This is a genomic window from Yersinia hibernica (assembly GCF_004124235.1).
In the GTDB taxonomy this organism is placed as follows: domain Bacteria; phylum Pseudomonadota; class Gammaproteobacteria; order Enterobacterales; family Enterobacteriaceae; genus Yersinia; species Yersinia hibernica.
The window spans coordinates 3,013,828-3,040,797 of sequence record NZ_CP032487.1 but is presented as its reverse complement, the minus strand read 5'-3'; the positions used below and the strand labels follow the sequence as shown (position 1 = coordinate 3,040,797).

Sequence of the window (26,970 nt, the reverse complement as noted above, 5' to 3'; positions counted from 1 at the left end):
TCATCCAATGACCGGGCTCACGGGGGCGCTAACGACCCCTTGCTGTTCCAATACATAAGCGGCGCGCAAACAGAGATCCTCTCGCCACGGTGCGGCAATCAATTGAATGCCTATCGGCAGGCCGCCCGCAGTTTTCAGTGGCACGGTGACCACCGGCAAACCGAGGAATGAAATGGGTTGAGTCAACATGCCCATACTGGCTCGAATGGGTAGGTCGGTGTCATTAATCCGCATCATTTCCTGACCAATCAGTGTGGCGCAGCAAGGGGTTGCGGGCGCAATCAAGATATCCCAATGTTCAAATAACGGCAGAATTTGTTGGCGGAAATGATGGCGAAAACGTTGCGCCTGAATATACCAACTTGCTGGCAGCATGGCCCCGGCTAACAGCCGTTCTCGTGACTGCGGCTCAAAGCGCTGGGGGGATTTCCTCAGCGCCGGGAGGTACTGGTTGCCCCCCTCGGCGGCACTAATAATAAATGCGGCTGAACGGGCTAAATCACTTTGCGCCATTTCGACTTCTGTCTCCGCCGCCAAACTTTTGGCCACGGTCAGCACCGCCGCTTTGGCATCATCATCACACCATTGTTGGAAATAGCCGCCCAGAACCGCACTTCTCAAACCTTGTGGCCCGCGAGTGAGTAAGTTTGAGCAGGGAGTGACCGGTTTATCCGACTGAAAACTATCCTGAATATCCATACCTTGCATTGCATCATACACCGCCGCTAAATCCTGGGTGCAACGCGCCATCGGACCGATGCTATCCAAGCTGGCGACAAACGGATGAGTGCCCCGGCGTGATAATCGGCCGAAAGTCGGTTTCAGCCCGAAAATACCGCACAATGAGGCCGGAACCCGAATAGAGCCGTTGGTGTCACTACCAAGAGAGAAATTAACCAGCCCTGCGGCGACGGCCGCCGCCGAACCGCCGGAAGAGCCGCCCGCAATTCGGCTCAACTGTTGCGGGTTGTGGGTCGCGCCGTAATGGCTATTTTCAGTGGTAAAACCGTAGGCGTAGGCATCCATATTTAACATGCCGGACAGCATGGCTCCCTGCTGAGAGAGGCGCGAAATGACGGGCGCATCTTGTCTGGCGGGGGGCTGTTCACAAAATAAGCTGGCACCGGCTAGGGTTATTTCTCCCGCGACATCAAACAGATTTTTCACCGCGTAAGGGATGGCCGCCAGTGCTGGTAGGGCTTGGCCTTTGGCGCGCAAGGTATCCAGACGGTAAGCCTCGCTGAGCATTCGGTCTGCGGTGATGTGGGTATAAGCATTGATGGCCGGATTGGCCGCGTTGATGGTCTCCAGCGTTTGTAATGCTATTTCTTGTGCAGATAATTCCCCCTGATTCAGCGCTTGCTGAATCTGCGTGATGGTCAGTGCTGCAATCTGTTTCATAGCCGATATACCCCAGCAATTTCTTGTTTTTCATCTAGGGGCACCGCCATCAAAGGGGCGGCCATGGCGGCGATACGCTCAAATTGCAGCAGTAATGCGGCGCGGCGTGTGTCGTCCAGCTCTAATGCTAATAAAATTTCCATGTGCTGAATGTAACCCGCCCAATCCATGCCATTTTTTTCTGATGTTTCTTTCATAACAATTCCCGTGCTGAATAAGTAAATTATGGATGACATCAATAACCGGCGGCGCTGCCATTGCTGCGTGGGTCGAATGCCCCTTCCAGCATGCCGTTCGGGTGGCGAACAATCGCCCCAGCATGGCCGACTATCTCGCTGAAATCAGGTAGCAATTCTATCTGATGCCCCCGCTGGCGCAGGTCATTAAGGGTTTCTAGCGCAAAACGGGCTTCTAATTTCAGCGAGTCGGAGCTTTGCCCCCAGGTGCGGCCCAGCAACCAGCGCGGTGCGGTGATAGCCTGCTGTAAGGGCAATCCCTGCACAACATGGCGGATAAACACCGCAGCTTGGGTTTGCGGTTGGCCATCTCCGCCCATGGCGCCATACACCAGTGTTCGGCCATCCCTCAGGCGCGCGGCGGCAGGGTTTAATGTATGAAATGGCTGTTTTCCCGGCGCTAACGCTAACAGATGATGGGGGGCAAGACTGAAAGATGCGCCACGGTTTTGCCAAACAATGCCGGTTGCGGGCAGTAATATTCCGCTGCCAAATTCATGGTAAATGCTCTGAATAAAGGAAACCGCCAGCCCATTGCGGTCAATAACTCCCATCCACACGGTATCGCCAGGCCCACGGCCACCCCCCCAATCGGCGGCCTGCTCACTGTTGAGATTGGCGGCCAGTTGGTCGAGCGGCTCTTTTTCCAGCAGTGATTGTGGGCAATGCGCCATCCACCGTGGGTCGGTAATCACTTGATCACGTAAACCAAAGGCTAATTTGGTCGCCTCCACTAAAGTATGGATGGTTTGCCCTTCATTCATTTGGGCGACCGAGTGGCGGTCAGCCAGCCCGAGGATCGCCAGTGATACTAGCCCTTGAGTTGGTGGGGCTAGGTTGAATATTTCGCCATGCTGATGCTGTAACCGCAATGGCGTTCGGCGCTTGGGGTGATATTCAGCCAGGTCTTGCGCGGTGATCGGCATTTCTATGGCGGTAATGTCAGCCATGATTTTTTCTGCCAGAGGGCCGCGATAAAAGCTACCTAGCCCCTGTTCCGCCAAGGCGTTGAGGGTTTGCCCCAGTTGCGGTTGAACAAAGTGTTCGCCAGCATGGGGGATGTTGCCTTGTGGCATAAAAACATTGGCAAAATCAGTAAATTTCGCCAATTCATGCGCTTTGGCCCGGGTGGCTATAGCTTGTGAGGGGGTGACCGGAGCCCCGTTTGTTGCATAGCGAATCGCATCTGTCAGTAAGCGGCGCAGGGGCAAGGCATTATGACTCAGTTCACTCGCGACCTTGAGCGCCTCCTCCCACCCTCCGACAGTCCCAGCTACGGTCAATGCGGCTGGTGGGCCACGGTGCGGAATGTGTTGATAATCGCGGTAGCGCTCAAGAGTGGCGAGCTGGCCTGCGGGCCCACTGGCATCAATAGTGATGGGGTTGCCATCAGGGGGAACAATCAGCCAGAAGCCATCGCCGCCCAACCCATTCATATGCGGGTAAACCACGGCGATAGTTGCCGCGGCTGCGACCATCGCTTCAATTGCATTGCCGCCCTCACGTAATATGGCCAGCGCACTTTCGCTGGCTAAATGATGTGGGGTTACCGCCATTCCCTGCGGTGCCATGTTGCTGTTGATCATTTCTGCGGTCCTTATCACCCGTTTATTGAAATAGAAAACCGAGGTTGCAGTAGCTAAGCAAGAGGCGTTCCACAATGACGAGATTTATGCGAAGAATGAAATTCTCATATTCGGGGTGGGGCTTGTGTGTTATGTTCCGCAAAAAATGCCTATGCTGAAACGATAGTTTCATTGGCCGGAGAAAGGTATGAGACAGATTGACGAGCGCTTGCGGGCACATTACGCACAATTAACCCCGCAAGAACAGCGTGTTACCGATTTTATTTTTGCGAACTTTGATGATCTGATCAGTTATAACAGTGCCGAGTTGGCGCGGTTGAGCGGGGTATCTAAAGCGACTGTCAGCCGGTTATTTAAACGGCTGGGATACAGTAGTTATCGCGAGGTGCGAGAAGGGGTGCGAACCTTGCGCCAAAGTGGAATGCCGCTAACAGATAACCGCGATGCGGTGCAAGGAAATACTCTGCTGGCGCGGCATTATAAGCAAGAGATGGCGAACCTGACCCAGTGGGTGAATCAATTAGACAGCCAGCAATTTAGTGAAATTATCACTGCGATGGTGCGCGCATCACGTATCTTGTTACTGGGATTGCGCAACAGTTATCCGGTGGCGCTGCACCTGCGTCAGCAGTTGTTGCAGGTGCGCCCATCGGTGCAATTAATCCCGCAAGCGGGGCAGACATTAGCCGAGGAGTTGGTGGATATCACACCGCGCGATGTGGTGATTGTGGTGGCATTTCGTCGTCGTCCCCCAGTGATTCGTGAAATTTTGTTGCAAATGCAGGTGCAAGGCGCACCGACCTTATTGATTTGTGAACCTCAAGCCCAGTCATTGTTGCCATTGGCGCGCTGGTGCTTGACCACGCCACTCGATAGTGTGTCTGCCTTTGACAGTTACTCTTCCGCGATGAGTCTGGCGAATTTACTGAGCAATGCGCTGTTACATGGGATGTTGGCGCAAGGGCGGCAGAGAATTCATCAAATAACTGATTTATATGATTCTTTTGGCGAATTGGAACCGCGCTAGCAGCGGTGTTGCCAGTTACAAAGAGCGCCGGTAGCGGGTCTTTCCATTGCAGAAAAGCGCCCGGAGGCTCACCCCAAACTATTCTTGGTGCGAATGTTTTATTCTTCACCGATTCTCGCTACGTGTTGATAGCGAATGCCAGCGTGTTAATACATATGCACATTAGTGGTGCATTTTAATGTCCATCCTGCACTTTTTCTGTGAATTTATCTCAGCAATTGGCTGCCTGAATATCACTTGATTCCTCTGAATATGGGGATTTCCGACGAATGGCTTATTGGCACAGTTGTTGCAACGATGGTTTCAGTGTTTTGGTTTTAAGAATCCATTGTTTCATTACTGCATTGTCGGAGATAAGCTATGAGCATGAAAAAGCGGATGTTGGCGTTAGTGGGGGCGGCACTGATATTGATTCAAACTCCCGCAGTATTAGCTGATCAATTAGAACAAATTCAACAACGTGGCGTATTGCGCGTCGCGGTGCCACAGGATTTTCCGCCATTTGGTTCTGTCGGAACCGATCTTCAGCCACAAGGGTATGACATCGATATGGCCCATTATTTGGCTGATAAGATGAAACTAAAGTTGCAACTGGTGCCGGTGACCAGTGCTAACCGGGTGCCCTATCTGCAAACCGACAAAGTGGATTTGGTGATTTCCAGCTTGGGTAAAAATCCTGAGCGGGAAAAAGCCATTGCTTTCAGTCGTGCTTATGCACCGTTTTTCCTTGGGGTTTTTGGCGGCAAAGATGATGCGCTGAAACAGCCGGAACAACTGGCGGGTAAAACTGTCGGGGTGACGCGGGGCGCGGTGGAAGACATGGTATTGAGTGATATTGCGCCGAAAGATGCCCAAATAAAACGTTATGAGGATAACAACACCACGCTATCGGCGTATTTGTCAGGTCAGGTGGATTATTTGGCCACCGGAAATCTGGTGGTCAGTGCCTTGGCGCGCCAGAACCCATCACAGGCGCCGGTCGCGAAATTTATGTTGAAAGATTCACCTTGTTACATTGGCCTGCGTCAGGGCGAGCCAGCACTGAAGGCTAAGGTGGACGCACTGATCGCGGAAGCTTTGCAAGATAAAACTCTTAATGGTTTGTCCGAAAAATGGCTGAAAGCTCCGTTACCTGCCGACCTTGGTGCATAACAGGAGCGGGCGATGACCTATCAGCTGAATTTTTCTGCTCTGTGGCCCTATCTGCCCGAGTTGTTCTCGGGCCTGCTTATCACCATGGAGCTAACGGCGATGGCAACAATCGGCGGTATTGCATTGGGGGTTGTGGGTGCGGCAATCCGCTGTAGTGATAATCATCGGCTTGATAGGGTTATATTGCGGCGGATGTGGGGCGGTTATGTCGAAATTGTACGTAATACCCCTTTTGTGGTGCAGCTATTTTTCATCGTTTTTGGTTTACCGGCGCTGGGGTTGAAATTAAGTGCTGGGCAGGCGGCAGTGTTGGCGATGACCATAAATTTAGGCGCTTACAGTACCGAGATTATCCGTGCCGGGATCCAAGCCAGTGCCAAAGGCCAGTGGGAGGCCGGTCGCGTGCTAGGGCTGAGCCGCAGTCAGACTTTTTTCCGGGTGATTTTGCCGCCGTCATTGCAGCGGATTTATCCGGCGCTGGTCAGTCAGTGCATTATTGTGATGCTCGGTTCTGCGGTGGTTTCGCAGGTATCGTTTGAAGAACTGACCTTTGCCGCCAACCTGATTCAGTCGCGCACCTTCCTCAGTTTTGAGGTCTATCTGGTCACCACACTGCTGTATCTGTTGCTGTCGATTGTGATGCGCCAGTTGCTATTAGCGGCTGGGCGTCGATTCTTTGGGAGCCGTGCCTAATGATGTTTACTGACTGGGATATCATCCGCAATCTGTTACTGGCGGCGCGTTGGACACTCTTACTGTCATTAACTGCTTTTTTAGGCGGCACCTTAGTGACATTGCCGCTGATGTTGATGCGCTTAAGCCGCTGGCGCTGGCTGGCTCGTTTTGTGCGCGGCTATACCGAGCTGTTTCAGGGCACGCCGCTGCTGATGCAGTTATTTTTGGCTTTCTTCGGTTTGGCGCTATTTGGCATTGATGTCAGCCCATGGGCCGCGGCTGCGCTGGCGTTAACACTGTTTACCAGCGCTTTTTTGGTGGATATCTGGTGCGGCAGTATTGATGCTTTGCCGAAAGGTCAATGGGAAGCCTCCCGCTGTTTAGGGCTGAGTTTTAGCCAAACATTACTGCGAGTTATCACTCCCCAGGCGCTGCGGATTGCCATTGCGCCCACTGTGGGGTTTTCAGTGCAAGTTATCAAAGGTACTGCGCTGGCATCAATTATCGGTTTTGTTGAGCTGACCAAGGCGGGAACTATGCTAAATAATGTCACTTATCAGCCATTTAAAGTGTTTGGGTTAGTGGCGCTGGGCTATTTCCTGCTGTGTTACCCACTGTCGCGCTATAGCCATTATTTGGAGAGAAAATTCCATGCCGCTGATCACCATTAATCAGGTTCAAAAATACTATGGTCAGAACCATGTGCTGAAAGGTGTGGATCTGGATATCGAAATGGGCGAAGTCATCTCAATCATTGGCCGCAGCGGTTCAGGTAAAAGTACATTGCTGCGCTGCATGAATGGGCTGGAAGGATATCAGGATGGCAGCATCAAACTGGGTGGGATGACGGTCACTCATCGTGATTCGCAAGCGCGTGAAATTAGCCGCTCAATAGGCATGGTATTTCAGAGTTTTAATTTATTTCCTCACATGACGGCCCTTGAAAATGTGATGCTGGCACCGCGCCGGGTATTGAAGACAAATCCAGTCGAGTGCCGTGCATTAGCCGCAGAAATGTTGAGCAAAGTTGGGTTAGCAGACCGAATGGACTATTACCCCGCCAACCTTTCTGGGGGCCAGCAGCAGCGGGTGGCGATTGCCCGCGCGCTGGCGATGCGTCCTAAGGTATTGTTATGTGATGAAATTACCTCAGCACTGGACCCAGAGCTGGTGGGGGAGGTGCTAAAAGTGCTGGAGCAGTTAGCCGCAGAGGGCATGACCTTGATTCTGGTGACTCATGAGATGACTTTTGCGCGCGAAGTCGGTGACCGCGTGGTGTTTATGCATCAAGGCCGGGTGTGGGAGCAAGGCGAAAGCCGTGCTGTACTTGCTGATCCACAAACAGCTGAATTAAAACAATTTATATCCTCAGTTCGCGGTTTGTAGACAGCATTTTACTGATTTATATAAGGATGGAGATTTTCTATGGCGGCAATAAACCCTAACCCGTTGTTTAGTCAGATTAACCCGCCAGCGCGCTTATTGATGGGGCCGGGGCCGATCAATGCCGATCCGCGCGTATTGCGCGCAATGTCTAGCCAGTTGATTGGCCAATATGACCCGGCGATGACGGATTATATGAATCAAGTTATGGCGCTGTATCGTGATGTTTTCCGGACTAAAAATCCGTGGACGATGCTGGTCGATGGCACTTCGCGTGCGGGTATTGAGGCCGTTTTGCTGTCTGCTATTCGCCCGGGCGATAAAGTGCTGGTGCCGGTTTTTGGTCGTTTTGGTCATTTATTATGTGAAATTGCCCGCCGCTGTCGCGCCGAGGTGCATATTATTGAAGTGCCGTGGGGGGAAGTATTCACCCCAGATATGATTGAGGATGCCATCAAGAAAGTGCGCCCGCGCCTGTTGTTGACGGTACAGGGCGATACGTCCACCACCATGTTGCAACCGCTGGCCGCATTGGGCGAGATTTGCCGCCGTCACCAAGTGCTGTTTTATACCGATGCCACCGCCTCATTAGGTGGCAACGTGCTGGAAACGGATGCCTGGGGGCTGGATGCTGTCTCGGCTGGGCTGCAAAAGTGCCTTGGTGGGCCATCCGGCAGTGCTCCGGTGACCCTCAGCCCACAATTTGCCGAGCAAATCCGGCGGCGTAAATGTATTGAGCAGGGGATCCGCACCGAAGATCACACTGACGGCGACGAAGAGATTATCTATTCCAATTACTTTGATTTGGGCATGATCATGGATTATTGGGGGCCGGAGCGCCTGAATCACCATACTGAAGCAACCAGTATGTTGTTTGCCGCCCGCGAGTGCGCGCGAGTGATATTGGAAGAGGGTTTAGCCGAGGGGATTGCTCGCCATGCTCTACACGGCGCGGCCTTGCTGGCCGGGATTCAGGGCATGGGCCTTGCGGTCTTTGGTGACCTGAAACACCGGATGAACAATGTGCTGGGCGTGGTTATTCCAGCTGGGATCCCCGGTGAGCAAGTGCGGCAATTGATGCTGAATGATTTTGCGATTGAGATTGGCACATCGTTCGGGCCGCTGAATGGCAAGATTTGGCGCATAGGAACCATGGGCTATAACGCGCGCAAAGATTGTGTCATGCAAACATTGGTGGCACTGGAGGCCGTGTTGAATCGGTTAGGATTTGCCACCATCCAGGGCGCTGGGCCGCAAGCCGCGTGGGATGTTTATCTGGCTCAACAGCATGGAGCCAACTGATGGCCGCTACCCTGCCAGATGCCGAGGCAGAGCAAGCAGCATTGCGGGTCATGGCCCGTTGTGATGTGCTGGCGGCAATCAGTGAGTCACCCAATATGCTGACCCGAGTGTATTTATCCCCTGAACATTTGCGCGCAAATCAGCAAGTGGGGGAATGGATGCAAGCGGCGGGAATGCATATTTGGCAGGATGCGGTCGGGAATATTTGTGGCCGCTATGAAGGGCTGCAATCCGGAGCGCCGGCCATCTTACTGGGTTCCCATCTTGATACCGTGCGCAATGCCGGCCGTTACGATGGCATGTTGGGGGTGTTGAGTGCGCTGGAGGTGGTGGGATATTTGCATCGCCAGCAGCGGCGCTTACCGCTTGCCATTGAAGTGATTGGTTTTGCCGATGAAGAGGGAACGCGGTTTGGCATCACTTTACTCGGCAGCAAGGGGATTACCGGGCGCTGGCCCGCAGATTGGTTGAGTAAAACCGATGCCGAGGGAATCAGTGTCGCACAGGCGATGGCGCAGGCGGGTTTTGACTCCAGCGCGATTGCACAGGCGCAGCGGGCGGCGAGTGATTTTTGTGCTTATCTTGAACTGCATATTGAACAAGGCCCGTGTTTGGAACAGGCCGATTTGGCATTGGGCGTCGTGACCGCCATTAATGGTGCCCGCCGCCTCAATTGCCAATTTACCGGGGCCGCAGGCCACGCCGGCACAGTGCCGATGGGCCAGCGCCAGGATGCATTAGCCGGGGCCGCGGCTTGGATTAATTCAGTTGAGTGGTTGACCGAGCGCTATGGTCAACATTTGGTGGCGACGGTGGGGACATTGGAATGTTTACCCGGTGCGGTGAATGTGATTGCGGGCGAAGTGAAATTGACGCTGGATATTCGTGGCCCGCACGACGGCGGCATCAACAAATTACTGACGCACTTATTGACACAAGCGCAGGTGATAGCAGCGCGGCGCGGTTTGACTTTTTCCGCCCAAGAGTTTTACCGCATCAATGCCACTAAATGTGATGATAGCTTGCAGCAATGTATTAATGACAGTGTTCGCCAAGTGCAGGGGCGCTCACTGGCGCTGCCCAGTGGTGCGGGCCATGACGCAATTGCGGTGGGCGAGTGTTGGCCGGTGGGCATGGTATTTGTGCGCTGCAAAGGGGGGGTAAGCCATCACCCTGATGAGTTAGTGAGTTGCGGTGATGTGGCAATGGGCATTCAAGCTTATCTGGCGGCGGTGTTGTCGTGGGCGGATAAGCCGCAGTGAGGGCCAACAGAGAGTCAAGATGCCGCTTCGGTGCCCATCCAGGCTGGAGCCGCGCTATCTCTGGCGCGGGCACTTTACTCTTCTGCCGCTCCTCAACAGGTAAATTTGCGCTGTGGCTAACTTACACCAGCAAAAATTTGTCGGTATCACGAAACGCGGGGAACTTTTCCCGATATGTCTGTAAGGTTGCCAAAGATAATTGCGCATCCAATTGCGCCGCTTGCCCGGGGGCTGCTTGGGCCAGAATTTCACCTTGGGCATCCAGAATCACACTGTCACCCTGATAATGATGGCCATTGTCATCATCACCGATGCGATTACAACCCGCGACGTAAGCTTGATTTTCGATGGCCCGCGCCGCCAGTAATGTTTGCCAATGTTTGGCGCGAGCAGCAGGCCAGTTAGCCACATACAGTGCTAAATCATAGTCTTGCAGGTTGCGTGACCACACCGGAAAGCGCAAATCATAACAAACTTGCGGCAGAATTCGCCAGCCGCGCCACGCCACAATTTCACGTGTTTTACCCGCCTGATAGTGATGATGCTCACCCGCCATACGGAATAAGTGGCGTTTGTCATAGTGATGAACTTTCCCGCTCGGCTCCACCAGCAGAAAACGGTTAACCGCCCCGTCGGGGGTTTTGAGTGCCACGCTGCCGCCAATCAGGGCATCAGTGCGTGCCGACCAATGGCGTAGCCAGTCGATAATGTCGGCTGCTGGCAGGGCATTTTCCGCCGCATTCATCGCAAAACCGGTGGTAAACATTTCTGGCAGCACAATGACATCGCGCTGCTGTATCGGCGCTAGCAGCATGTCAAAGTGGCGTAGATTGGCCGGTGCATCCAGCCACACCAGTGGCTGTTGCAGCAGCGTCAGTTTTAAAGTTGACACAATCGCTCCGCGGCGGCGTCCAGAGTGGCATCTTGTTTGGCGAAGCACAGCCGGATAAGTTTATGGGGGAAAGGGCCTTCGCAGAATACTGACAAAGGTATTGCAGCCACGCCGACATGTTCGGTTAGCCATTGGCAGAACTCAACATCATTGAGATCTGAAATGGCACTGTAGTCGGCCAGTAAGAAGTAAGTTCCCTCGCTAGGTAGAATCTTAAAGCGGCTGGCCGATAAGGCATTGACGAAACGATCACGGCGAGCACGATAAAATTGCGGTAATTGCTGCCAGTGTTCTGGCTCGGCATTCAGCATATCCGCCAGTGCAAACTGTACCGGAGTGCATACTGAAAATGTCAGATATTGGTGAATTTTGCGCACTTCAGCACTGATGGCGGCAGGGGCGATGCAATAGCCCGCTTTCCAGCCAGTCATATGAAAAGTTTTGCCGAAAGAGGAAACCGCAATGGCCCGCTGCCGTAATTGGGGGTGGGCTAATACACTGACATGGCCGGCGGCGCTGAAGCAGATGTGTTCATATACTTCATCACTGAGGACGTAAATATTGCGCTCAGCAATGACTTGCCATAATTGTTCAAAATCTTCTGTGCGCCACACGGTCGCCGAGGGGTTATGTGGCGTATTCACAATCACCAGCCGGGTGCGCGCTGAAATCAGATGGGCAAACTCAGCCCAGTCAGTCGTGAATGCCGGGGGTTTGAGCGCAATGCGTTTGAGTATGCCGCCGGCCAGTTCCACCACTGGGGCATAGCTGTCATAGCTGGGGTCAAAGCAGATAACTTCATCGCCTGGGCGAACCAGTGCGGTAATCGCGGCAAATAAGGCTTCACTGGCACCGGTGGTGACAGTGACTTCGCTGTCAGCATCAGGTTTCCACCCATAGATTTTAGCCGTTTTTTCGGCGATGGCATGGCGCAGCGGCGCAACGCCAGTCATGGGAGCATATTGGTTTGCGCCTTGGCTCACATGGTGGGCTAATCGCTGTTTTAGATAATCGGGGCCATCAAAATCCGGAAAGCCCTGTGACAGGTTAATGGCTTGATGTTTTTGTGCCAATGCACTCATTTGCGTAAAAATTGTGGTGCCCTGTGCGGGTAATTTACTGTCGGGAATAAAGGACAAAGTGCTCATGGCAGGTGAATACTCCTGGCGCTGTATGTTGCCGTCAATATAACACTATGCCAGTAGGATGGTTTAAATCAATGAAGAATAAGGATATTACCGAAAGGATGCTGCTTTGTGGGGCATGGGTGGGACATTTTGTTTAATTTTAGCGTTGATCAGCTCCACCTGTTCAACGTTATTGCTTGGCATCCAGTCACCGTAAACCTGATATAGCATCTGCGGACTACTGTGCCCCATTTGTGCTGCAATGAAGTAAGGGTTTGCGCCGGCAGACAACATCCAGCATGCAAACGTGTGTCGTGACTGGTATGGGTTCCTGTGCCTAATGCCTGATTTCCTTAGTGCTGTGTTCCATGTTCCTCCGAGTGAGGCCGCCGAGTAGCAAATGCCGGCCCTGCCGGATATTGTCGTTAGTGCTGGGTTGAATACAAACGTACATTCCTCATCTTTTGTTTTTCCACGCTGCCTGGTTAGCACAGTGATCTGATGTTTCCTTCCCATCCTGGTTAACTCAAGCTGGTCTTTCAATGCGTGGATGGCATTTACATTTAGCTGTACTAACCGGTTAGTGCCTGACTCGGTTTTCGGCAGGGTAAATTGTTTTGCCGTAGTAACGTTGCGTCTTACACATAAAGTCCCGGCGACTAAATCAATATCTTCCCATGCGAGAGAGCATATTTCCCCATGTCTCAGCCCTGTATATACCGCCAACGTCCATAGATTCGTAGTCTGTCGGCAATGGCAGGCAGAGATCAACCTATCGAACTCATCAATAGACAGGGGGGCAGGCCGTTGCCTGGCCGTTTTGAGCAGCTTTACCGAGGCAGTTATATCCGTGTCCATATAGCCATTCTCTTTAGCAAACCTGAAAACAGTCATTGCCCTTGAGACATATCCATTTACTGTAACTACGCTTCTGCCTTTCTTATCAAGCTTAGAAAAGTGATCGCCGTCAATAAGCTCATTTCTCATTACTGATAAATCGCGAGCTTTAATATCCGCTATCTTTCTGTCTGGCCCAATTGCTCTAACAATTGAAGCCACACAACTTTTATAGCGGATCAGCGAGTTATCAGATATTTCATAACGCTTGATTTCCAACCAGGCATTGAACAACCTAGCTACTGTCATCCCTGACTCTGGCTTAACCACCCTTGACGACTTAGGGAAACTATCGGCGTAATTAAAGTTTCCCGTCCTGATCGCATACATCACTGATTGGCGAAGTTCCCCGGCAACCTTCCTGTTTTTCGGTGTATCTGGAACGCCAAGTGACTCTCTACACCTTTCCCCGTTGTACATAAACCAGATGCGGAGCATCCCTCCATGGGGCTCCGTTCCTGTTGGGTATTGCTTCTTCATCATAAACTCCTTCCTAAATGAAAAGGGATTGCTATTTAAGCAGATTTTCTTTCTCGGCGTATCGCTTTCGGCATTTTCCCTATTCACTCTTCAATTAGCTTTAGCTTATAGAAGCATGGGGCAGTTTCATGCGGCTCACTATTTCCAGAAACATGCCGATACTCTCTCCCCTCCATCCATGAAGTGTCTCTTGCGTGTTTAATCGTGTTCTTTTTTAGGCCGGTAACAGCCATTAATACCGACTCAGAAACCCACTCTGCTGGTACTAATTGAATAACATTATCCATTTTGACCTCTTATCTCTTTATCAAACCCATCACCTGTTCCACTTAAACTGACTATTCAGAACGCCGATGGCGAAAAGAAGCCAAGCCAGCTTGTAGCCAAGTGGCTTTATCTTCTCGTAATGGCGCAGGATGATAGGGCGGGTGATGGAGTCTTTGTTGGTGTTGGCCGGCAGAGCGGCGAGGGTGGTTTTAATTTAGTTGTTACAGTTTCTTGCGGCCGATTGGAGCGCGTTCTGTTTCTCTTCAGGAGTCACATATCACCCCTTCAGTTTTCAGTATCAACAGGAACCAGTCGCCGCTCTGCCAAAATATCGACACACTCATCGAAATCAGATGTGTAAGCATCGAGCAATTGCTCTTTGTCTTGATATTTCTGCATGCCATTCCACCAGAGTTTCTGCCCAGTTCCACGTTGCACATATAGCCGCTTGGCCCAGTGCGGCGCTCCGATGAAATCACGTGGCCCACCTGATAACTGCTTCCATTGCATCATCCGAACTACCCAGGTTAACCAAGTTCAAGAACGGCGAGACTTACACTGCCGACATTAAGCTAACTCGCAACCCCGCCTTTCACCGAAAAATGTTCGCCTTTTTCAACTTCTGCTTTGCTCACTGGTCTGCTGATAAAACAGTACTGGCCAACGCAGACGAAGCCACTCAATTTGACCGATTCAGAAAGGATTTAACCATTCTGGCGGGATTTTATGAGCAAACGGTAAGGCTAAACGGTGATATCCGGACGGAGGCAAAGAGCTTGGCTTACGCGAACATGGAGCCTGACGAGTTCGAGCGCTGCTACAACGCAATGGTAAACGCTGCAATAAAGCATCTGTTCGGTCGCACGACTGACCAGAATATTATCAACCAACTTTATAGCTACTTCTGAGGTGGCAACATGAATAACTGGGATATTGGAATCAGGGCTTTTATAAATAAGCCATACTCCGCAGTCAGGCAAGGCTACAAACCGTCTGTTCTCGATTGCTGGGCTATATCTGCCAGTGTCACATTCGTAGTATTCAAAGGACTATTTTTACACGCACTTGATATTACCGATTTTTTTGACATGACAATCAGAGAGATTGGCGAATGGTTCATGTATTTGTGCTTAAAACTGATCGTGGCATCAACATACCCATTCACATTTTGGGCGTGGGGTACGCTTATATATTTCTTGCTGAGGAATGAAGCGAAAACGCACCGCGCCAGAAGTGAAAAGTTATCTCGCCTGATTTAACCAAGCCTAAACCCCCAATCCCCGCCAGCCAGATAAAGACATTTGATTATGTCCACGGGCTGTTACAAGAAAAATTCGACAGAGTAAGGAGAACGCGATGAAAGACTATTCAGCAATGAGCGATTTTGAAATTAACAAGGCGGTGGCAGATATCGCCATGAACGGCACTTGGCATCTTGAACCATCACACCCAAGCAACACAACAGGAGCCTGGTTATATGGCTCAAGCGGAATTCAAACTTACCCATTGCCTGACTATTGCAACACCCCCGCTGACGCATGGCCGATTATTTTTAGAGAGCGAATAACTCTGACGCCAAAAGTGACGGGGTATGAATGGGATGCTATTTCACCAGTAATTCTAAATGACGATATTGAGCATTTGCATACGGATAAGAATCCTCTCCGCGCCGCCATGATTGTATTCCTGATGATGAAAGACAGGGAGAGCAGCGATGGGTGAGCAGTCATTAACTCACGATGAACTATGTCTAATAGTTGAAAAGTTTCTCAGGAACAACGGATTTAAAGTGGCATTTCATGATCGCTTTGTTGCCGCCGTATCAACTGGAGAGCAGCCCGATGCAATAGGGTTTAGAAATCTGGCGTCATGCCTGATTGAAGCTAAGTGCTCCCGATCTGATTTTTTGGCAGACAAGAAAAAGCGTTTTCGTATTGACCCAGAGCTAGGTATGGGCGACTGGCGGTTCTTTATCTGTGAGCCGGGAATCATTAACGCCGCTGATCTGCCGCAAGGGTGGGGGTTATTGCACGTAAAGAACGGACGAGTTTACAAGGTACATGGCTGGCCCGGCAACGCTCTGTGGTGCTCTACAGCATCGAAGCCATTCAAGGCTAATAAGCAGGCTGAATGCGATTTTATGTATAGCGCGCTGCGAAGAATGCAAATCAGAGGTCACTTGTCTGAAGTCTACGATGGCTTTCCAAAACCGGAGGTTAGCCATGCCTGAACTCCCCCAATCAATATGTATCTTCTGCTTCCTGATGCTTAACAAGGGTGAAACCTACGCTCATCAGAAATGCATTGATAAAGCAGCGAAGGAGAAAAGAGATGGCGAACTTACGCAAAGAGGCTAAAGGCCGCGAGTGCCAAGTTAGGCTACCGGGCATTTGTAATGGCAATAACGAAACCGTGGTGTTGGCCCACTACCGGCTATCGGGAATATGTGGCACTGGAATCAAGCCGCCTGACCTATTCGGCGCATGGTGTTGCTCTGCTTGCCATGACGAGATAGACCGGCGTACGCACATTATGGATATCGAGAGTGCGCACTTGGCTCACCTGGAGGGAATGGTCAGGACACAAGCAATCTTACTGTCGGAGAATAAGGTGAAGATATGACCGAATATCACATAACTCCCATACCCAAGCCAAGGATGACGCAGAGTGATAAATGGAAGAAAAGACCACCAGTTCTACGATACCGAGCATTCTGCGACGAAGTAAGGCTAAATCGAATATCCCTCCCCGAATCACATTACCACGTAACTTTCGTAATCCCGATGCCGCCAAGTTGGAGCAAAAAGAAACGCTCTGAAATGGATGGAAAACCGCACCAAACCAAACCTGATAAAGACAATCTCGAAAAGGCGCTGCTTGACGCCATTTTTGAAGACGACTGTCGCATTTGGGATGGGAGGGTATCCACTCCAAGGCCGCCACTATGGTAAGAAATGGTAAGGTACAAGCCTTTCTTCAGTCAGTTCAGTATGAAGCGATTAACGAAGCCATTATGACCTTTGAGGAAGCGATGGAGCGCCTGTCAGTGATGGGACGAACGTCGATTGCTGACCTGGCTACATTTGGCACTCACGTTGTTGGTAAAGATGATGACGGCAACTCAATCATCCAGTCGGTCTGGTCGTTTAAAGATGCCAGCGAATTAAAGCCTGAGCAGATGGTTGCAATTTCTGAACTGACGGCAGGCAAGGTAGGTGCCGGGGATGGCGGTGGATCTGTTCTTGGTGGTTCAACTCGAAGCGGGGGATCAGGAAGAAACTCTCTTTCTATAGGCGGCGGCGGGGCTGCAAGTTATGCATTGACCTCCCAAAGTGGAGAAAATGGGAAAGATGGCGCTGTCATTCTGGAGTACTAATATGAGAATCTATGCCTTTATTCAGGATGGTGAAGTTGTTGAAATAATTCCCCCTGCGGTTGGACCTGATGGAAATGAAATTGATATCAATGATCGCTTTACGCCAGATTTTGTGGCCCAGATGGTGGATATAACCGAAATTGAACCGAAGCCCGAGATTCACTAGACATACTCTGACGGTGAGTTTAAACAACCAGAGCCTATACCAACACCTAAAGATAAATGATGTAGATGCAACTGCGGGGGACCCTGTAAATAATTCTGTGTAACTGCCACCATATTAAAGGTGATCGCTCAGGCGGTCACCGAACTCGATAATAAAACGACTCATCGCCAGCCGCCAGTTCTGGATCGGCATACTCCATTTTTTTGAAGCATCCTTGATCGCCAGATAAATAACCTTTCTCACTGAGTCGTCTGTCGGGAACACTTTGCGCTTTTTGATAGCTGCACGGATCACGCTGTTCAGCGATTCGATAGCATTAGTGGTGTAGATGGCTTTGCGGATGTCGGGCGGGTAGCCAAAGAACGTATTGAGATTTCCCCAGTGCGCACGCCAGCTTTTGCTGATTTGCGGGTATTTATCGTCCCAGGTTGCCGCGAAGTTATCCAGCGCCATCAGTGCCGCCGCTTCTGTCGGAGCCTGATACACCGTTTTCAGTCCGCTGGTGACGGCTTTGTAGTCCTTCCACGACACGTATTTCAGGCTGTTGCGCACCATGTGAATGATGCAAAGCTGGATATGCGTCTGTGGATACACGCTGTTTATCGCATCCGGGAAGCCTTTCAGGCCGTCCACACAGGCAATCAGAATATCCTGAAGGCCCCGGTTTTTAAGCTCCGTCAGCACACTGAGCCAGAACTTCGCCCCTTCGTTTTCAGCCAGCCACATGCCCAGAAGTTCTTTCTGACCTTCAGTATTAATGCCGAGAGCGAGGAACACCGCTTTGTTTATCACGCTACCACTTTGACGAACTTTCACCACGATACAGTCAAGATAAACAATGGGATACAGCGCATCCAGAGGCCGACTTTGCCATTCAGCAACCTGTTCTTTAACCGCATCGGTGACTTTAGATATCAGCGTGGGTGACACGTCCGCATCGTACATTTCCTTGAATGTGGCGACGATTTCACGGGTTGTCATGCCTTTGGCGTACAGGGACAAAATCTGGCTGTCCATCTGCGTGATACGCGTCTGATTTTTCTTGATAAGCTGTGGCTCGAAGGTATTTTCACGGTCACGAGGCGTGCTCAGTTCAATCTCGCCATCGTCGCACAGCAGCGTTTTGGATGAATAGCCGTTGCGGGTATTTGAACCGGTTTTTGGGGCATTTTTCTCGTGTCCGAGGTGTTCAGTCAGCTCTGCATTGAGCGCTGTTTCGACGGTAAGCTTCGTCAGCATACGGGAAAACGCATTGAGATCGGCCTCGGTTTTGAGGCCTTTAGCCAGTTCTGCAGCGAGAGCTTTAAGTTTCTTCTCGTCCATAATTTGCCTGTCTCCGTTGTTGGAGTGAACATATCAAAAACAGGCAATTACACAATTTTAATTACAGTCTCCTGCGGGGTGACATTGTGTTGAATGCCACCCCGCAGAAATCATCCTTAGGACTTTAATAGGTATTTATTCTTCACCTTTCTTTTGCTCCACGCATGGATTGGAGATTCTACCGTTACGTGAATAATATAGGCCATAATGAGACTCAAAATCACTATCTCGATGAATACTCCAGAACCACCGATGACATCCCTTGAATAGTATGCAAATATTAATACCGACATGTGAATTGCATATAACGGATATGAAATTCTCCCAAGGAATAGCATTGGTTTTTTGCTCATTATGTTCGACATTTGCTTATAGTCCAGACATAAGCAAAAAACAATAACTGCCAGAATGAAAGAGGGTAGACCCTTATCTAGAGAGAAGTAGATAGGGTATGGCGCGTAGCTTATAGCAAGTATTATAAGTAAAATGAGCCCTGTAAACTGCATTTTGTTAATGGCTTTTTTCTTCAGCATGCATATTGATGTTCCTACAAACATGAATGGCAATATTGAAGACCCAACGCCAATATAAACCTTGAATGGACTATCCTGCATTTTTAGCACGTGAATTGATATTGCTATAAACGCAACCATCAGGAATGCAATTATGTAATATATGTATTTATCAACATTTCCTCTGGTTACGGACAATATCATTGCTGCTATAATATAGAACTGGACTTCTATTGATAAAGTCCAAACTATCTGCAAAACAAGTGACTCGTTATATATTAACGCCCCACCAAAAAGTGACATGTTAAGTATTAGGTTTTTTAAAGATTCAGCATCAAAAACAAATTTACCATATTTTATCTGTATTATATAAGTTATTATTGTTGACACTACTATTACAGGGTAAAGTCTAAATGCGCGCTTAGCAAGAAAGCTTGCTGTGGTATCTTTACCAATCGATGCAAAAATAACAAAACCGCTGAGAATAAAAAATACGCCAATGGCGAATGACCCGATAAAAGATAAAATATAGAAGACTATTCCTTGATCGTTGCCGCTAAGGTCTAGCGCTGCGAGAAAAGCATGATCAATCAATACAAGTAACGCAGCCAGACCGCGCAAACCATCAAGAGAAGTGATCTTGTTCATGAGGGTACTCTGAGAAAATAAGTTTATTGAATAATTTGCGGCGTAGGTTATCACTAAAGTAACACTAAGAAAATGGCTATACAAACTCAGGTAGTGATAATCCGAGCAAATCAATAAGCATAGTCACAATGCTCAATGGGGCATCCATGGGGCAAAAAATTGCCGCAAGATAGCTCATTATCACCAAGTGTATTGAGTTCGCTTGCGGCAAGGCTTTGTTTTAATCACATCAACTCAGAATATCCCATTAAAACCAACTTCATTTCACCATAACACGATGTTAAGATTTGGCAATCGAGACGCTTAGATGTTTAAACGGCTAAATGACGTAATTGGCTAAGCATAGATAAAATTGTGCTAACAATTTCTTGCGCTAACAAATATTGCCATGGCACACCAACACCACAACCGGGATATGCAATGACAGAAAATGTACAACTGGGCGCGCTGCTGGCCGCCTGCCACTGGATTGGTGAGAAGGGCTGGTGCCCGGCGACTGGCGGTAATATGTCCCTGCGGCTGGACTCGACGCAATGTTTGGTTACCGAGTCGGGCAAAGATAAAGGCAGTCTGACGGCCGATGATTTCTTGCTGGTGGAGACGGCGAATAATTATGTGCCCAGCGGGCGTACACCATCGGCGGAAACCGGCCTGCATACCTTGCTATATCGTCTGTATCCAGCAATTAATGCGGTGTTACATACTCACTCGGTGAATGCTACTGTGCTGTCGCGAGTAGAACGTAGCAATAGGTTGGTGCTGCAAGGCTATGAGATGCAGAAATCGCTTGCCGGGCAACGTAGCCACCTTGATAGCGTGGTTATCCCTATTTTCGATAATGATCAAGATATCCCGGCTTTGGCACTGCGAGTTACGGCATGGGCTGATAATAACCCGTTGCGTTACGGCTTCTTGGTGCGCGGCCATGGTTTGTACTGCTGGGGAAGCAGCGTGTCTGAAGCACGCCGCCATTTGGAAGGGCTGGAGTTCCTGTTTCAGTGCGAACTGCAACGCCGCCTGCTGGACGCAAACTTTAAAGCGGAGACAAAATGATTCAGGCCATAGTCACTGATATTGAAGGCACCACGACCGACATCCGATTTGTCCATCAAGTGCTTTTTCCTTATGCCCGCGAGCGGCTGACCGCTTTCTTACATGAGCATCGACAGGATGACGATGTTGCCAGCGCCTTGCTGGGGTTAGGCCGTGAGATTGAGCAACCGCATGCAGATATTGAAACGCTGATTACCACTTTGCACCGTTTTATGGATGAAGACCGCAAATCTACGGCATTGAAAGCTATTCAGGGGATTATTTGGCGCACTGGCTACCTGCAAGGGGATTTCCGTGGGCATTTGTATGCTGATGTTGCTCCGCAACTGGCGGCCTGGCAGCAACAAGGGGTGGGGCTGTATGTCTATTCATCCGGCTCGGTTGATGCGCAAAAATTATTGTTTGGCTACAGTGATGCCGGTGATTTACAGCCACTGTTCAGCGGTTATTTTGACACCCATGTTGGGGCGAAACGCGAAGTGAGCGCTTACCGGAATATCGCTAATCAGTTGGCCATTGCACCGGCTGCATTACTCTTTTTGTCCGATATTCGCCAGGAATTGGATGCCGCCCAGCTTGCCGGTTGGCAGACTTGCCAGTTGATTCGCGACCTTCCCGATAGTGAAAGCCGCCATCGCCAAGTCAGCCGTTTTGATGAGATAAACCTCGAGGATTTTACTGCATGAGCGGATTAACCATTTTTAGTGATGAACAGCCAGAACAGCCGCTGTGGCAAAGCCGCGATGCTGAAGAAATTCAACAGCAATTGGCCGCCATTGGCGTGCGATTTGAGCGCTGGCAGGCAGACTGCGAGCTAGGCGAAAACCCGCAGCCAGATACCGTGATTGCAGCTTATCAGCATGAAATCGACCGATTAGTGGCGGAAAAAGGCTATCAGAGCTGGGATGTGATCAGCATGCGCCCTGATAATGCGCAGCGGGAAGTATTGCGCGAAAAATTTTTATCGGAGCATACCCATGGTGAAGATGAGGTGCGTTTCTTCGTGGAAGGTTTTGGGCTGTTTTGCTTGCATTTGAAAGGCAAGATTTATCAAATTCTTTGCGAAAAGAATGACTTGCTATCCGTGCCAGCCAATACTCCTCATTGGTTTGATATGGGGTCTAAACCGAATTTTACCGCCATTCGCGTATTTGATAACCCTGAGGGTTGGGTGGCGCATTTTACCGGCGATAAGATTGCTGATGTTTATCCGCGCTTAGATTGATTTCCCTGATACTGGAAGCCACAGGAGCTACGCCCGATAGTCAGCGCATCGGGCTTGCCTACCTGTGACTCCCATGACTTTGGCTAGCAAATATCAGGCACCGCTAATTCTTGGGCTGAAAGAAGCCAGCAGCCACTTGTTCCGGCGTGACCACGCCGCTGTCTAATACCCAGCCCGTGATTAATGCGGCTGGGGTGACATCAAAGGCCGGGTTATACACTGCGGCCGCTTCGGGTGCCCATTGGCAATGACCAAAACTCCCGGACACCCCTTTGACTTCACTGGCATTTCGCTGCTCTATGGGTATTGCCGCACCATTTGGGCAGCCCGGGTCAGAGGTAGTATGTGGCGCAGCCACGTAAAATGGAATGCGGTGATAATGCGCCAATACTGCCAAGCTATAGGTGCCAATTTTATTCGCAACATCGCCATTAGCAGCAATGCGATCAGCCCCAACCCAGATAGCATCGACCTTGCCTTGGGCCATCAAGCTGGCAGCCATCGAATCACAAATCAATTGATAAGGAATGCCCAGTTCGCCCAGCTCCCAGGCGGTTAAGCGCCCGCCTTGCAACAAGGGGCGAGTTTCATCGACCCACACCTGTTTTATTTTGCCTTGCTGATGAGCGCGCAGTAATACGCCGATGGCGGTACCAATGCCCGCGGTGGCTAACCCGCCAGTGTTGCAGTGGGTGAGTAAATTGCTGCCGGGTTTGACCAACTCAGCACCATGCTGGGCAATCTGCTCACATAACTCGCGGTCTTCCTCTACCAGACGCAATGCCTCGCGGGCCATAGCTTCAACCCAATTGGCTTGCAGTAATGCTTGTTGCATCCGCGCCAAATTATTCATCAAATTCACTGCCGTTGGGCGCGATTCCCGCAGTGCAATCAGGGCTTGTTCAAGCTGAGCTTGCGGCAAGCCGCGCTCTGCCAGTAAAGCCAGCAGCAGGCTGGCTGATAACCCAATTAGTGGCGCACCGCGCACCCGCAGCGCCTGAATATGCTCAATCAGCAATTCTACCGTATCGGCTGACAGCCATTCCTGGCGCTGTGGCAAGGCCTGTTGGTCCAGTATCCACAGCTGGCCATCTATAATTCTTAAGCTAGTCGTCTGTAACTGAGTAATGTGTGAATGGATTGTTTGTAAGTCGAGCGTGTTAAACGTCTTCATTGTCAGTTAAATCCATGTTGCGTTATTGCATCTGGTTTCTTATTCTGCCAACATATCTTACGGATGTGTAGACGTCTATATGGTTTTACGCCTAAATACGGATTTTTTTACTCAAACAGGGAATAATTTCACGGCTAAGCATATGGTTGGCGGTGAGTGAATCAGAATCAAAAAGAGAACAAAGAGGTTGAAGATGTCGCGCTACCATACATTTACTGCTGCAGATGCTGTTGAATATGCTCGCCAATTTGGTCAGGTTGCTGATCCACAAACCTTAGTGACGGCCGATGAGATTGGCGATGGAAATCTCAATCTGGTCTTTAAAATCCGTGATGCTGCCGGGATTAGCCGAGTGATTGTCAAACAAGCTCTGCCTTATGTGCGCTGCGTGGGTGAATCCTGGCCACTCACATTGGATCGCGCCAGAATTGAAGCCGAAACTCTGCTGACACACCGCCAATTTTGCCCGCAACATACGGTTAATGTTCTGCACCACGATGCAGAATTAGCGGTGATGGTGCAGGAAGATTTATCTGACCACCAAATTTGGCGCAGTGAATTGGTCAAGGGGAAATACTATCCCCAAGCTGCGGAGCAATTGGCAGAGTATTTAGCACAAACCTTATTTCACACCTCGGATTTTTATCAATCGGCTCAGGATAAAAAGGCCGCAGTCAGCCGCTATACCAATCCGGAATTATGCCAAATCACCGAAGATTTATTCTTTACTGACCCCTATATTGATCATGAACGCAATAACTTTGATCCAGTGCTATTACCGGATGTGTTGGTTTTGCGTCAGGATAATGCACTCAAGTTGGCAGTCGCTTCGCTAAAGCACCGTTTCCTGAGTAAAGCTGAAGCATTACTTCACGGTGATATTCATAGCGGTTCAATTTTTGTTTCAGATGGTCGACTGAAAACCATTGATGCCGAGTTTGGCTTCTATGGCCCGATGGGTTTTGATATCGGTACGGCTGTGGGTAATTTACTGCTTAACTACTGTGGTTTACCGGGATTAGCGGGCCCACGAGATGCGGCGGCTGGTCGTGAACAGCGCTTGAAAGATATCCATATTCTGTGGGACACCTTTGCCAGCTGTTTTCTGGCATTGAGTGAGGAAAAAACACAAGATTTGGCTCTGGCAACCACCGGTTATGCATCTCTGTTTTTACAGCAGGTTTGGCAAGATGCCGTGGGGTATTGTGGCAGTGAATTAATCCGGCGCACCATTGGGTTAGCGCATGTGGCTGATCTGGATAGTATTGCTGATGATGAGATGCGCAGAGCATGCCAGCGCCATGCTTTGAATTTGGGACGGACTTTGATATTAGCGGCATCACATATTGATAGTGTTGATGATTTAATTGCTCGTATCCGACAAAATGGATAATGAAATAACATATTTTAATACAGTGGATTAATTATTACTGCAATATAGTAACCCCGTGAAGTAATGCGGGGTTTTCTATTGTCTGCTGACTATTAAGAATGGCATTTATAACTATTAAAAATAGTATCGAAAATACTTTACTGAATCAGTATTTTCTAGGCAGATTCTCAGTGCGAATGATATTTTTATATTGTCGTGATTGATTTTATTTGTAACTTATTATTTTGTTGCTTTTAATTATTATCATTCAGTTTATGGGGGCGGTATATTTTAATGTCCACATTTCATCTGCTTGTGTAATTGCCACTCTATCTATATAAAATAAAACTATTTTCATGATTTATTTTAATAGGGTGTTATTATGATTCTATATTGATTATGAAATATCTACCACAAATAACTATTTGTTATAAATATGAAGTGGCTATTAGTCTGAAATAACAGAGAGTATTTCAATGCTTTTATTTATTCAGGTGTTGCATTTATTATATTTTATGTTTATTGATAAAAATATTAACTTGATAATTAAAATTGAATCCTATGGGTCAGTGAAAAATAACTCAGATTTTTATTCAAACTGGCTTTGTCATCATGCTAAGTAGGCGTATTTTATGCAACATTTTTATTATCCAGAAAAATTACGGCATCAGACTAAATTCAGTAGCAGAGTAATTATATTGACACTTTTTTTTTGTTCACAGGCAGTCGCTGTTCCTCAGGTAATAAATGTACCGGATACTGGTGCGATTAGTAATGAAATACGGCAAACAATACAGGAGCCATTGGGCACGCCACAGGAAACAGAACTCAAGCTTCCTCCTATAGTTCCCACTTTATCATCCGGCGGTTCTATTGCGGCGGAGAAAATTATTTTACGAGAGGTCAGATTCGAGGGTGATACCCTGTTATTAATACCCAGCAATGACAACAATAATACATTACGATTTGTAATTACGCCTTGGTTAGGGCAGCGATTAAATTTTAATGATTTACAAGCCATGACGTTAGCGGTAACTCGCTTTTATCGACAGCAAGGGTTCGTTGCCGCACAAGCAATATTGCCGCCACAAACAATCCATGAAGGTATTGTTGTCGTAAGAATTCTTGCAGGCAGATTAGATAAACCGGAAGTCGACAATCAGAGCCGGTTGAATAGTGGCTTTGCTACTGTGGTGATTGAAAGCAATAGTTGCAGCAAACAGGTGGTTTTTTTGGGTGACAAAGATTGTTCTGCTTCTCCAGCTGAATTATCCCGTTTGGAACGAACCGCCATTATTCTTAATGAAATACCTGGGGTTGATGCCTCTTTAGCATTAAAACCAGGAACCCAACCGGGCATGACAAGAATTTATGCTGATATTACCCCAGGCCAAACCGCGATGGGATATATCGGTGCGGATAATCAAGGCAATGATTATTCAGGGCATAATCGGTTATTCGCCGGTGGGGCATTAAATAATATGACAGGGTGGGGCGATCAATTACGTACAGATTTGATCTTATCTAGCTCTGGCGATGTATTCAACGGTTTGCTGGACTACAACTTTCCCATTAATACTTATGGCACCCGTATAGCACTCAATTATAGCTACTTGGATTATACCCTGCAGGGGCCTTTCAAAATATTGGATGCTCGCGGTCATTCTAATACGTGGGGGGTTAATTTACGCCATCCGTGGATCCGTAATTCAGCAGCCAGAGTTGATGTGAATGCCGGTTATTATCAGAGCAAAATGCAGGATTCACTGATTATGTTGCCGAACCAAAAACGCAATTTAAATGCCGGTGAATTTGGTATTAATGGCACTTTTTCCGTACTCCCTCGTGGGTTGAGTCATTTTTATTTGCTGGGTACAGCAGGTCATCTGTCATTGGATGATGAATTCAGTCAGCGAGCTAATACAGTGACCCGTATTGCTGGTACTTTTGCTCGTTCTAATTATCGCGCCGGTCATGATCAGGGCTTCGGCCCCTATTTCTCTTTTTTCAATCAATTTACCGGTCAAATGGCCAGTAAAAATCTTGATAGCTCACAAAAGTTATTATTGGGGGGCCCTCTGGCGGTTCGTGCTTATGGTATTGGCGAAGGAGCGGTGGATAACGGTACCATTTTTACCACCGAATTACGTGTCCATTGGCAACCGCCATTTCCGGATTGGGCTGGGGCGGGGAATAAAATGTCCTTTGCAGCATTCTTTGATCAAGGATGGGGTTCTTATTATCGCCAGCCTATTGAGGGCATGATGGGGAATAATATCAACCTGTCTGGTTTTGGCACCTATTTCACTCTCTCCCGCCAGGCAGATTACTCCTTGAATTTGACTTGGGCACATCGAACCGGACAGGCAGCAACGCCTCAACCGGATAATAACCAACTTTGGCTGAGCGCTTATAAGATGTTCTAGCGCTGATC

General features: G+C 49.2%; 31 protein-coding genes. 20 read left to right on the top strand and 11 right to left on the bottom strand.

The genetic code is table 11. The features are described from left to right. From D5F51_RS14360 to D5F51_RS14350, 3 genes are read right to left on the bottom strand one after another with little or no spacing between them, the layout of a single operon-like run. Positions 1-1,401, bottom strand: coding sequence for an AtzE family amidohydrolase (locus D5F51_RS14360; RefSeq protein WP_129197488.1), 1,401 nt, complete (start codon positions 1,399-1,401; stop codon positions 1-3). Continuing rightward, positions 1,398-1,598, bottom strand: a complete 201-nt coding sequence (gene hpxX / locus D5F51_RS14355) for an oxalurate catabolism protein HpxX (protein ID WP_129197486.1) — start codon at positions 1,596-1,598, stop codon at positions 1,398-1,400. Before hpxX ends, D5F51_RS14360 begins: the two co-directional genes overlap by 4 nt. A 38-nt stretch (positions 1,599-1,636) precedes the next feature. After that, positions 1,637-3,223 (bottom strand): gamma-glutamyltransferase family protein, encoded by a 1,587-nt coding sequence (locus D5F51_RS14350; protein WP_129197484.1) that lies wholly within the window; start codon positions 3,221-3,223, stop codon positions 1,637-1,639. Between the two features lie 187 nt (positions 3,224-3,410). Here D5F51_RS14350 and D5F51_RS14345 point away from each other — a divergent pair, with 187 nt between their 5' ends. The 7 genes from D5F51_RS14345 to hpxK all read left to right on the top strand — a co-directional run bounded on the left by D5F51_RS14345 (position 3,411) and on the right by hpxK (position 10,024). Next, on the top strand, positions 3,411-4,250 hold the full coding sequence (locus D5F51_RS14345) for a MurR/RpiR family transcriptional regulator (protein WP_129197482.1): 840 nt from the start codon (positions 3,411-3,413) through the stop codon (positions 4,248-4,250). A gap of 360 nt (positions 4,251-4,610) precedes the next feature. Beyond that, complete coding sequence (locus D5F51_RS14340) at positions 4,611-5,402, top strand: transporter substrate-binding domain-containing protein (RefSeq protein WP_025377331.1); 792 nt, start codon at positions 4,611-4,613, stop codon at positions 5,400-5,402. A gap of 12 nt (positions 5,403-5,414) precedes the next feature. After that, positions 5,415-6,095, top strand: a complete 681-nt coding sequence (locus tag D5F51_RS14335; RefSeq protein WP_100273862.1) for an amino acid ABC transporter permease — start codon at positions 5,415-5,417, stop codon at positions 6,093-6,095. Continuing rightward, positions 6,095-6,748, top strand: coding sequence for an amino acid ABC transporter permease (locus D5F51_RS14330; protein ID WP_025377332.1), 654 nt, complete (start codon positions 6,095-6,097; stop codon positions 6,746-6,748). The genes D5F51_RS14335 and D5F51_RS14330 overlap by 1 nt, the downstream gene beginning before the upstream one ends. Further along, positions 6,729-7,463, top strand: a complete 735-nt coding sequence (locus tag D5F51_RS14325) for an amino acid ABC transporter ATP-binding protein (protein ID WP_129197480.1) — start codon at positions 6,729-6,731, stop codon at positions 7,461-7,463. Before D5F51_RS14330 ends, D5F51_RS14325 begins: the two co-directional genes overlap by 20 nt. Before the next feature lie 39 nt (positions 7,464-7,502). Next, complete coding sequence (locus tag D5F51_RS14320) at positions 7,503-8,762, top strand: pyridoxal-phosphate-dependent aminotransferase family protein (RefSeq protein ID WP_129197478.1); 1,260 nt, start codon at positions 7,503-7,505, stop codon at positions 8,760-8,762. After that, the gene (gene hpxK, locus D5F51_RS14315) at positions 8,762-10,024 is read left to right on the top strand and encodes an allantoate amidohydrolase (protein ID WP_129197476.1); all 1,263 of its coding nucleotides are present in this window, start codon (positions 8,762-8,764) and stop codon (positions 10,022-10,024) included. Before D5F51_RS14320 ends, hpxK begins: the two co-directional genes overlap by 1 nt. Positions 10,025-10,145: 121 nt before the next feature. Here the strand turns inward: hpxK and D5F51_RS14310 are convergent, their stop codons facing one another. The 5 genes from D5F51_RS14310 to D5F51_RS22510 form a co-directional block, all read right to left on the bottom strand. Next, a complete protein-coding gene (locus D5F51_RS14310; protein WP_025377335.1) occupies positions 10,146-10,916 on the bottom strand; it encodes an amidohydrolase in 771 nt (256 codons plus the stop codon). After that, positions 10,904-12,064 (bottom strand): pyridoxal phosphate-dependent aminotransferase, encoded by a 1,161-nt coding sequence (locus D5F51_RS14305; protein ID WP_129197474.1) that lies wholly within the window; start codon positions 12,062-12,064, stop codon positions 10,904-10,906. Before D5F51_RS14305 ends, D5F51_RS14310 begins: the two co-directional genes overlap by 13 nt. Before the next feature lie 87 nt (positions 12,065-12,151). Next, positions 12,152-13,423: a site-specific integrase gene (locus D5F51_RS14300; RefSeq protein ID WP_129197472.1), complete on the bottom strand. Its 1,272-nt coding sequence runs from the start codon at positions 13,421-13,423 to the stop codon at positions 12,152-12,154. A gap of 80 nt (positions 13,424-13,503) precedes the next feature. Then, positions 13,504-13,707: an excisionase family protein gene (gene xisR / locus D5F51_RS14295; protein WP_129197470.1), complete on the bottom strand. Its 204-nt coding sequence runs from the start codon at positions 13,705-13,707 to the stop codon at positions 13,504-13,506. A gap of 265 nt (positions 13,708-13,972) precedes the next feature. After that, positions 13,973-14,200 (bottom strand): hypothetical protein, encoded by a 228-nt coding sequence (locus D5F51_RS22510; protein WP_162301653.1) that lies wholly within the window; start codon positions 14,198-14,200, stop codon positions 13,973-13,975. Here D5F51_RS22510 and D5F51_RS14285 point away from each other — a divergent pair. The 8 genes from D5F51_RS14285 to D5F51_RS22505 all read left to right on the top strand — a co-directional run bounded on the left by D5F51_RS14285 (position 14,167) and on the right by D5F51_RS22505 (position 17,229). After that, positions 14,167-14,595: a DUF1367 family protein gene (locus D5F51_RS14285; protein WP_129197468.1), complete on the top strand. Its 429-nt coding sequence runs from the start codon at positions 14,167-14,169 to the stop codon at positions 14,593-14,595. The two genes, D5F51_RS22510 and D5F51_RS14285, sit on opposite strands and share 34 nt — an antisense overlap. A gap of 9 nt (positions 14,596-14,604) precedes the next feature. Continuing rightward, complete coding sequence (locus tag D5F51_RS14280) at positions 14,605-14,946, top strand: hypothetical protein (RefSeq protein ID WP_129197466.1); 342 nt, start codon at positions 14,605-14,607, stop codon at positions 14,944-14,946. A 97-nt stretch (positions 14,947-15,043) separates the two neighbouring features. Further along, on the top strand, positions 15,044-15,409 hold the full coding sequence (locus tag D5F51_RS14275; RefSeq protein ID WP_129197464.1) for a phage protein NinX family protein: 366 nt from the start codon (positions 15,044-15,046) through the stop codon (positions 15,407-15,409). Continuing rightward, on the top strand, positions 15,402-15,917 hold the full coding sequence (locus tag D5F51_RS14270) for a hypothetical protein (RefSeq protein ID WP_129197462.1): 516 nt from the start codon (positions 15,402-15,404) through the stop codon (positions 15,915-15,917). The genes D5F51_RS14275 and D5F51_RS14270 overlap by 8 nt, the downstream gene beginning before the upstream one ends. A 101-nt stretch (positions 15,918-16,018) precedes the next feature. Further along, positions 16,019-16,309, top strand: coding sequence for a DUF1364 domain-containing protein (locus D5F51_RS14265; protein WP_049526784.1), 291 nt, complete (start codon positions 16,019-16,021; stop codon positions 16,307-16,309). Next, positions 16,306-16,638 (top strand): RusA family crossover junction endodeoxyribonuclease, encoded by a 333-nt coding sequence (locus D5F51_RS14260; RefSeq protein ID WP_129197460.1) that lies wholly within the window; start codon positions 16,306-16,308, stop codon positions 16,636-16,638. Before D5F51_RS14265 ends, D5F51_RS14260 begins: the two co-directional genes overlap by 4 nt. After that, positions 16,632-17,063, top strand: coding sequence for a hypothetical protein (locus D5F51_RS14255; RefSeq protein WP_129197458.1), 432 nt, complete (start codon positions 16,632-16,634; stop codon positions 17,061-17,063). Before D5F51_RS14260 ends, D5F51_RS14255 begins: the two co-directional genes overlap by 7 nt. A 1-nt stretch (position 17,064) precedes the next feature. Continuing rightward, a complete protein-coding gene (locus D5F51_RS22505) occupies positions 17,065-17,229 on the top strand; it encodes a hypothetical protein (protein WP_162301745.1) in 165 nt (54 codons plus the stop codon). A 114-nt stretch (positions 17,230-17,343) separates the two neighbouring features. Here D5F51_RS22505 and D5F51_RS14250 read toward each other — a convergent pair whose 3' ends face one another. Together D5F51_RS14250 and D5F51_RS14245 are read right to left on the bottom strand one after the other, a co-directional pair. Continuing rightward, positions 17,344-18,552 carry an IS256 family transposase gene (locus tag D5F51_RS14250; protein ID WP_129195537.1) on the bottom strand — a complete coding sequence of 403 codons (1,209 nt, stop codon included), beginning with the start codon at positions 18,550-18,552 and terminating at the stop codon, positions 17,344-17,346. Positions 18,553-18,668: 116 nt separating this feature from the next. After that, the gene (locus D5F51_RS14245) at positions 18,669-19,712 is read right to left on the bottom strand and encodes an acyltransferase family protein (protein ID WP_129197456.1); all 1,044 of its coding nucleotides are present in this window, start codon (positions 19,710-19,712) and stop codon (positions 18,669-18,671) included. Between the two features lie 420 nt (positions 19,713-20,132). Here D5F51_RS14245 and D5F51_RS14240 point away from each other — a divergent pair, with 420 nt between their 5' ends. Genes D5F51_RS14240 through D5F51_RS14230 form a run of 3 tightly spaced genes read left to right on the top strand, consistent with a single transcriptional unit; the run spans position 20,133 to position 21,990 of the window. Then, the gene (locus D5F51_RS14240; RefSeq protein WP_129197454.1) at positions 20,133-20,765 is read left to right on the top strand and encodes a methylthioribulose 1-phosphate dehydratase; all 633 of its coding nucleotides are present in this window, start codon (positions 20,133-20,135) and stop codon (positions 20,763-20,765) included. Beyond that, a complete protein-coding gene (mtnC, locus tag D5F51_RS14235; protein ID WP_129197451.1) occupies positions 20,762-21,451 on the top strand; it encodes an acireductone synthase in 690 nt (229 codons plus the stop codon). Before D5F51_RS14240 ends, mtnC begins: the two co-directional genes overlap by 4 nt. Further along, positions 21,448-21,990: a 1,2-dihydroxy-3-keto-5-methylthiopentene dioxygenase gene (locus D5F51_RS14230; protein WP_025377339.1), complete on the top strand. Its 543-nt coding sequence runs from the start codon at positions 21,448-21,450 to the stop codon at positions 21,988-21,990. Before mtnC ends, D5F51_RS14230 begins: the two co-directional genes overlap by 4 nt. Positions 21,991-22,093: 103 nt before the next feature. Here the strand turns inward: D5F51_RS14230 and mtnA are convergent, their stop codons facing one another. Then, a complete protein-coding gene (mtnA, locus tag D5F51_RS14225; protein ID WP_129197449.1) occupies positions 22,094-23,164 on the bottom strand; it encodes an S-methyl-5-thioribose-1-phosphate isomerase in 1,071 nt (356 codons plus the stop codon). A gap of 193 nt (positions 23,165-23,357) precedes the next feature. Between mtnA and mtnK the strand changes: the two genes are divergently transcribed. Together mtnK and D5F51_RS14215 are read left to right on the top strand one after the other, a co-directional pair. Then, positions 23,358-24,557, top strand: coding sequence for an S-methyl-5-thioribose kinase (gene mtnK / locus D5F51_RS14220; RefSeq protein WP_129197447.1), 1,200 nt, complete (start codon positions 23,358-23,360; stop codon positions 24,555-24,557). A 611-nt stretch (positions 24,558-25,168) separates the two neighbouring features. Further along, positions 25,169-26,962, top strand: a complete 1,794-nt coding sequence (locus D5F51_RS14215; protein ID WP_129197445.1) for a ShlB/FhaC/HecB family hemolysin secretion/activation protein — start codon at positions 25,169-25,171, stop codon at positions 26,960-26,962. Positions 26,963-26,970: the final 8 nt, after the last annotated feature.

Excerpts from the sequence above, each read along its gene's own strand:
- D5F51_RS14250 (WP_129195537.1), bottom strand. The coding sequence starts at position 18,552 with ATGGACGAGAAGAAACTTAAAGCTCTCGCTGCAGAACTGGCTAAAGGC.
- D5F51_RS14360 (WP_129197488.1), bottom strand. The coding sequence starts at position 1,401 with ATGAAACAGATTGCAGCACTGACCATCACGCAGATTCAGCAAGCGCTG.
- D5F51_RS14345 (WP_129197482.1), top strand. The coding sequence starts at position 3,411 with ATGAGACAGATTGACGAGCGCTTGCGGGCACATTACGCACAATTAACC.
- hpxX (WP_129197486.1), bottom strand. The coding sequence starts at position 1,598 with ATGAAAGAAACATCAGAAAAAAATGGCATGGATTGGGCGGGTTACATT.
- mtnC (WP_129197451.1), top strand. The coding sequence starts at position 20,762 with ATGATTCAGGCCATAGTCACTGATATTGAAGGCACCACGACCGACATC.
- D5F51_RS14335 (WP_100273862.1), top strand. The coding sequence starts at position 5,415 with ATGACCTATCAGCTGAATTTTTCTGCTCTGTGGCCCTATCTGCCCGAG.
- D5F51_RS14215 (WP_129197445.1), top strand. The coding sequence starts at position 25,169 with ATGCAACATTTTTATTATCCAGAAAAATTACGGCATCAGACTAAATTC.
- mtnK (WP_129197447.1), top strand. The coding sequence starts at position 23,358 with ATGTCGCGCTACCATACATTTACTGCTGCAGATGCTGTTGAATATGCT.
- D5F51_RS14305 (WP_129197474.1), bottom strand. The coding sequence starts at position 12,064 with ATGAGCACTTTGTCCTTTATTCCCGACAGTAAATTACCCGCACAGGGC.
- D5F51_RS14270 (WP_129197462.1), top strand. The coding sequence starts at position 15,402 with ATGGGTGAGCAGTCATTAACTCACGATGAACTATGTCTAATAGTTGAA.
- D5F51_RS14340 (WP_025377331.1), top strand. The coding sequence starts at position 4,611 with ATGAGCATGAAAAAGCGGATGTTGGCGTTAGTGGGGGCGGCACTGATA.
- D5F51_RS22510 (WP_162301653.1), bottom strand. The coding sequence starts at position 14,200 with ATGATGCAATGGAAGCAGTTATCAGGTGGGCCACGTGATTTCATCGGA.
- D5F51_RS14255 (WP_129197458.1), top strand. The coding sequence starts at position 16,632 with ATGGTAAGAAATGGTAAGGTACAAGCCTTTCTTCAGTCAGTTCAGTAT.
- D5F51_RS14330 (WP_025377332.1), top strand. The coding sequence starts at position 6,095 with ATGATGTTTACTGACTGGGATATCATCCGCAATCTGTTACTGGCGGCG.
- D5F51_RS14280 (WP_129197466.1), top strand. The coding sequence starts at position 14,605 with ATGAATAACTGGGATATTGGAATCAGGGCTTTTATAAATAAGCCATAC.
- D5F51_RS14350 (WP_129197484.1), bottom strand. The coding sequence starts at position 3,223 with ATGATCAACAGCAACATGGCACCGCAGGGAATGGCGGTAACCCCACAT.
- D5F51_RS14320 (WP_129197478.1), top strand. The coding sequence starts at position 7,503 with ATGGCGGCAATAAACCCTAACCCGTTGTTTAGTCAGATTAACCCGCCA.
- D5F51_RS14230 (WP_025377339.1), top strand. The coding sequence starts at position 21,448 with ATGAGCGGATTAACCATTTTTAGTGATGAACAGCCAGAACAGCCGCTG.
- D5F51_RS14275 (WP_129197464.1), top strand. The coding sequence starts at position 15,044 with ATGAAAGACTATTCAGCAATGAGCGATTTTGAAATTAACAAGGCGGTG.
- D5F51_RS14240 (WP_129197454.1), top strand. The coding sequence starts at position 20,133 with ATGACAGAAAATGTACAACTGGGCGCGCTGCTGGCCGCCTGCCACTGG.
- xisR (WP_129197470.1), bottom strand. The coding sequence starts at position 13,707 with ATGGATAATGTTATTCAATTAGTACCAGCAGAGTGGGTTTCTGAGTCG.
- mtnA (WP_129197449.1), bottom strand. The coding sequence starts at position 23,164 with ATGAAGACGTTTAACACGCTCGACTTACAAACAATCCATTCACACATT.
- D5F51_RS14325 (WP_129197480.1), top strand. The coding sequence starts at position 6,729 with ATGCCGCTGATCACCATTAATCAGGTTCAAAAATACTATGGTCAGAAC.
- D5F51_RS14245 (WP_129197456.1), bottom strand. The coding sequence starts at position 19,712 with ATGAACAAGATCACTTCTCTTGATGGTTTGCGCGGTCTGGCTGCGTTA.
- hpxK (WP_129197476.1), top strand. The coding sequence starts at position 8,762 with ATGGCCGCTACCCTGCCAGATGCCGAGGCAGAGCAAGCAGCATTGCGG.
- D5F51_RS14300 (WP_129197472.1), bottom strand. The coding sequence starts at position 13,423 with ATGATGAAGAAGCAATACCCAACAGGAACGGAGCCCCATGGAGGGATG.
- D5F51_RS14265 (WP_049526784.1), top strand. The coding sequence starts at position 16,019 with ATGGCGAACTTACGCAAAGAGGCTAAAGGCCGCGAGTGCCAAGTTAGG.
- D5F51_RS22505 (WP_162301745.1), top strand. The coding sequence starts at position 17,065 with ATGAGAATCTATGCCTTTATTCAGGATGGTGAAGTTGTTGAAATAATT.
- D5F51_RS14260 (WP_129197460.1), top strand. The coding sequence starts at position 16,306 with ATGACCGAATATCACATAACTCCCATACCCAAGCCAAGGATGACGCAG.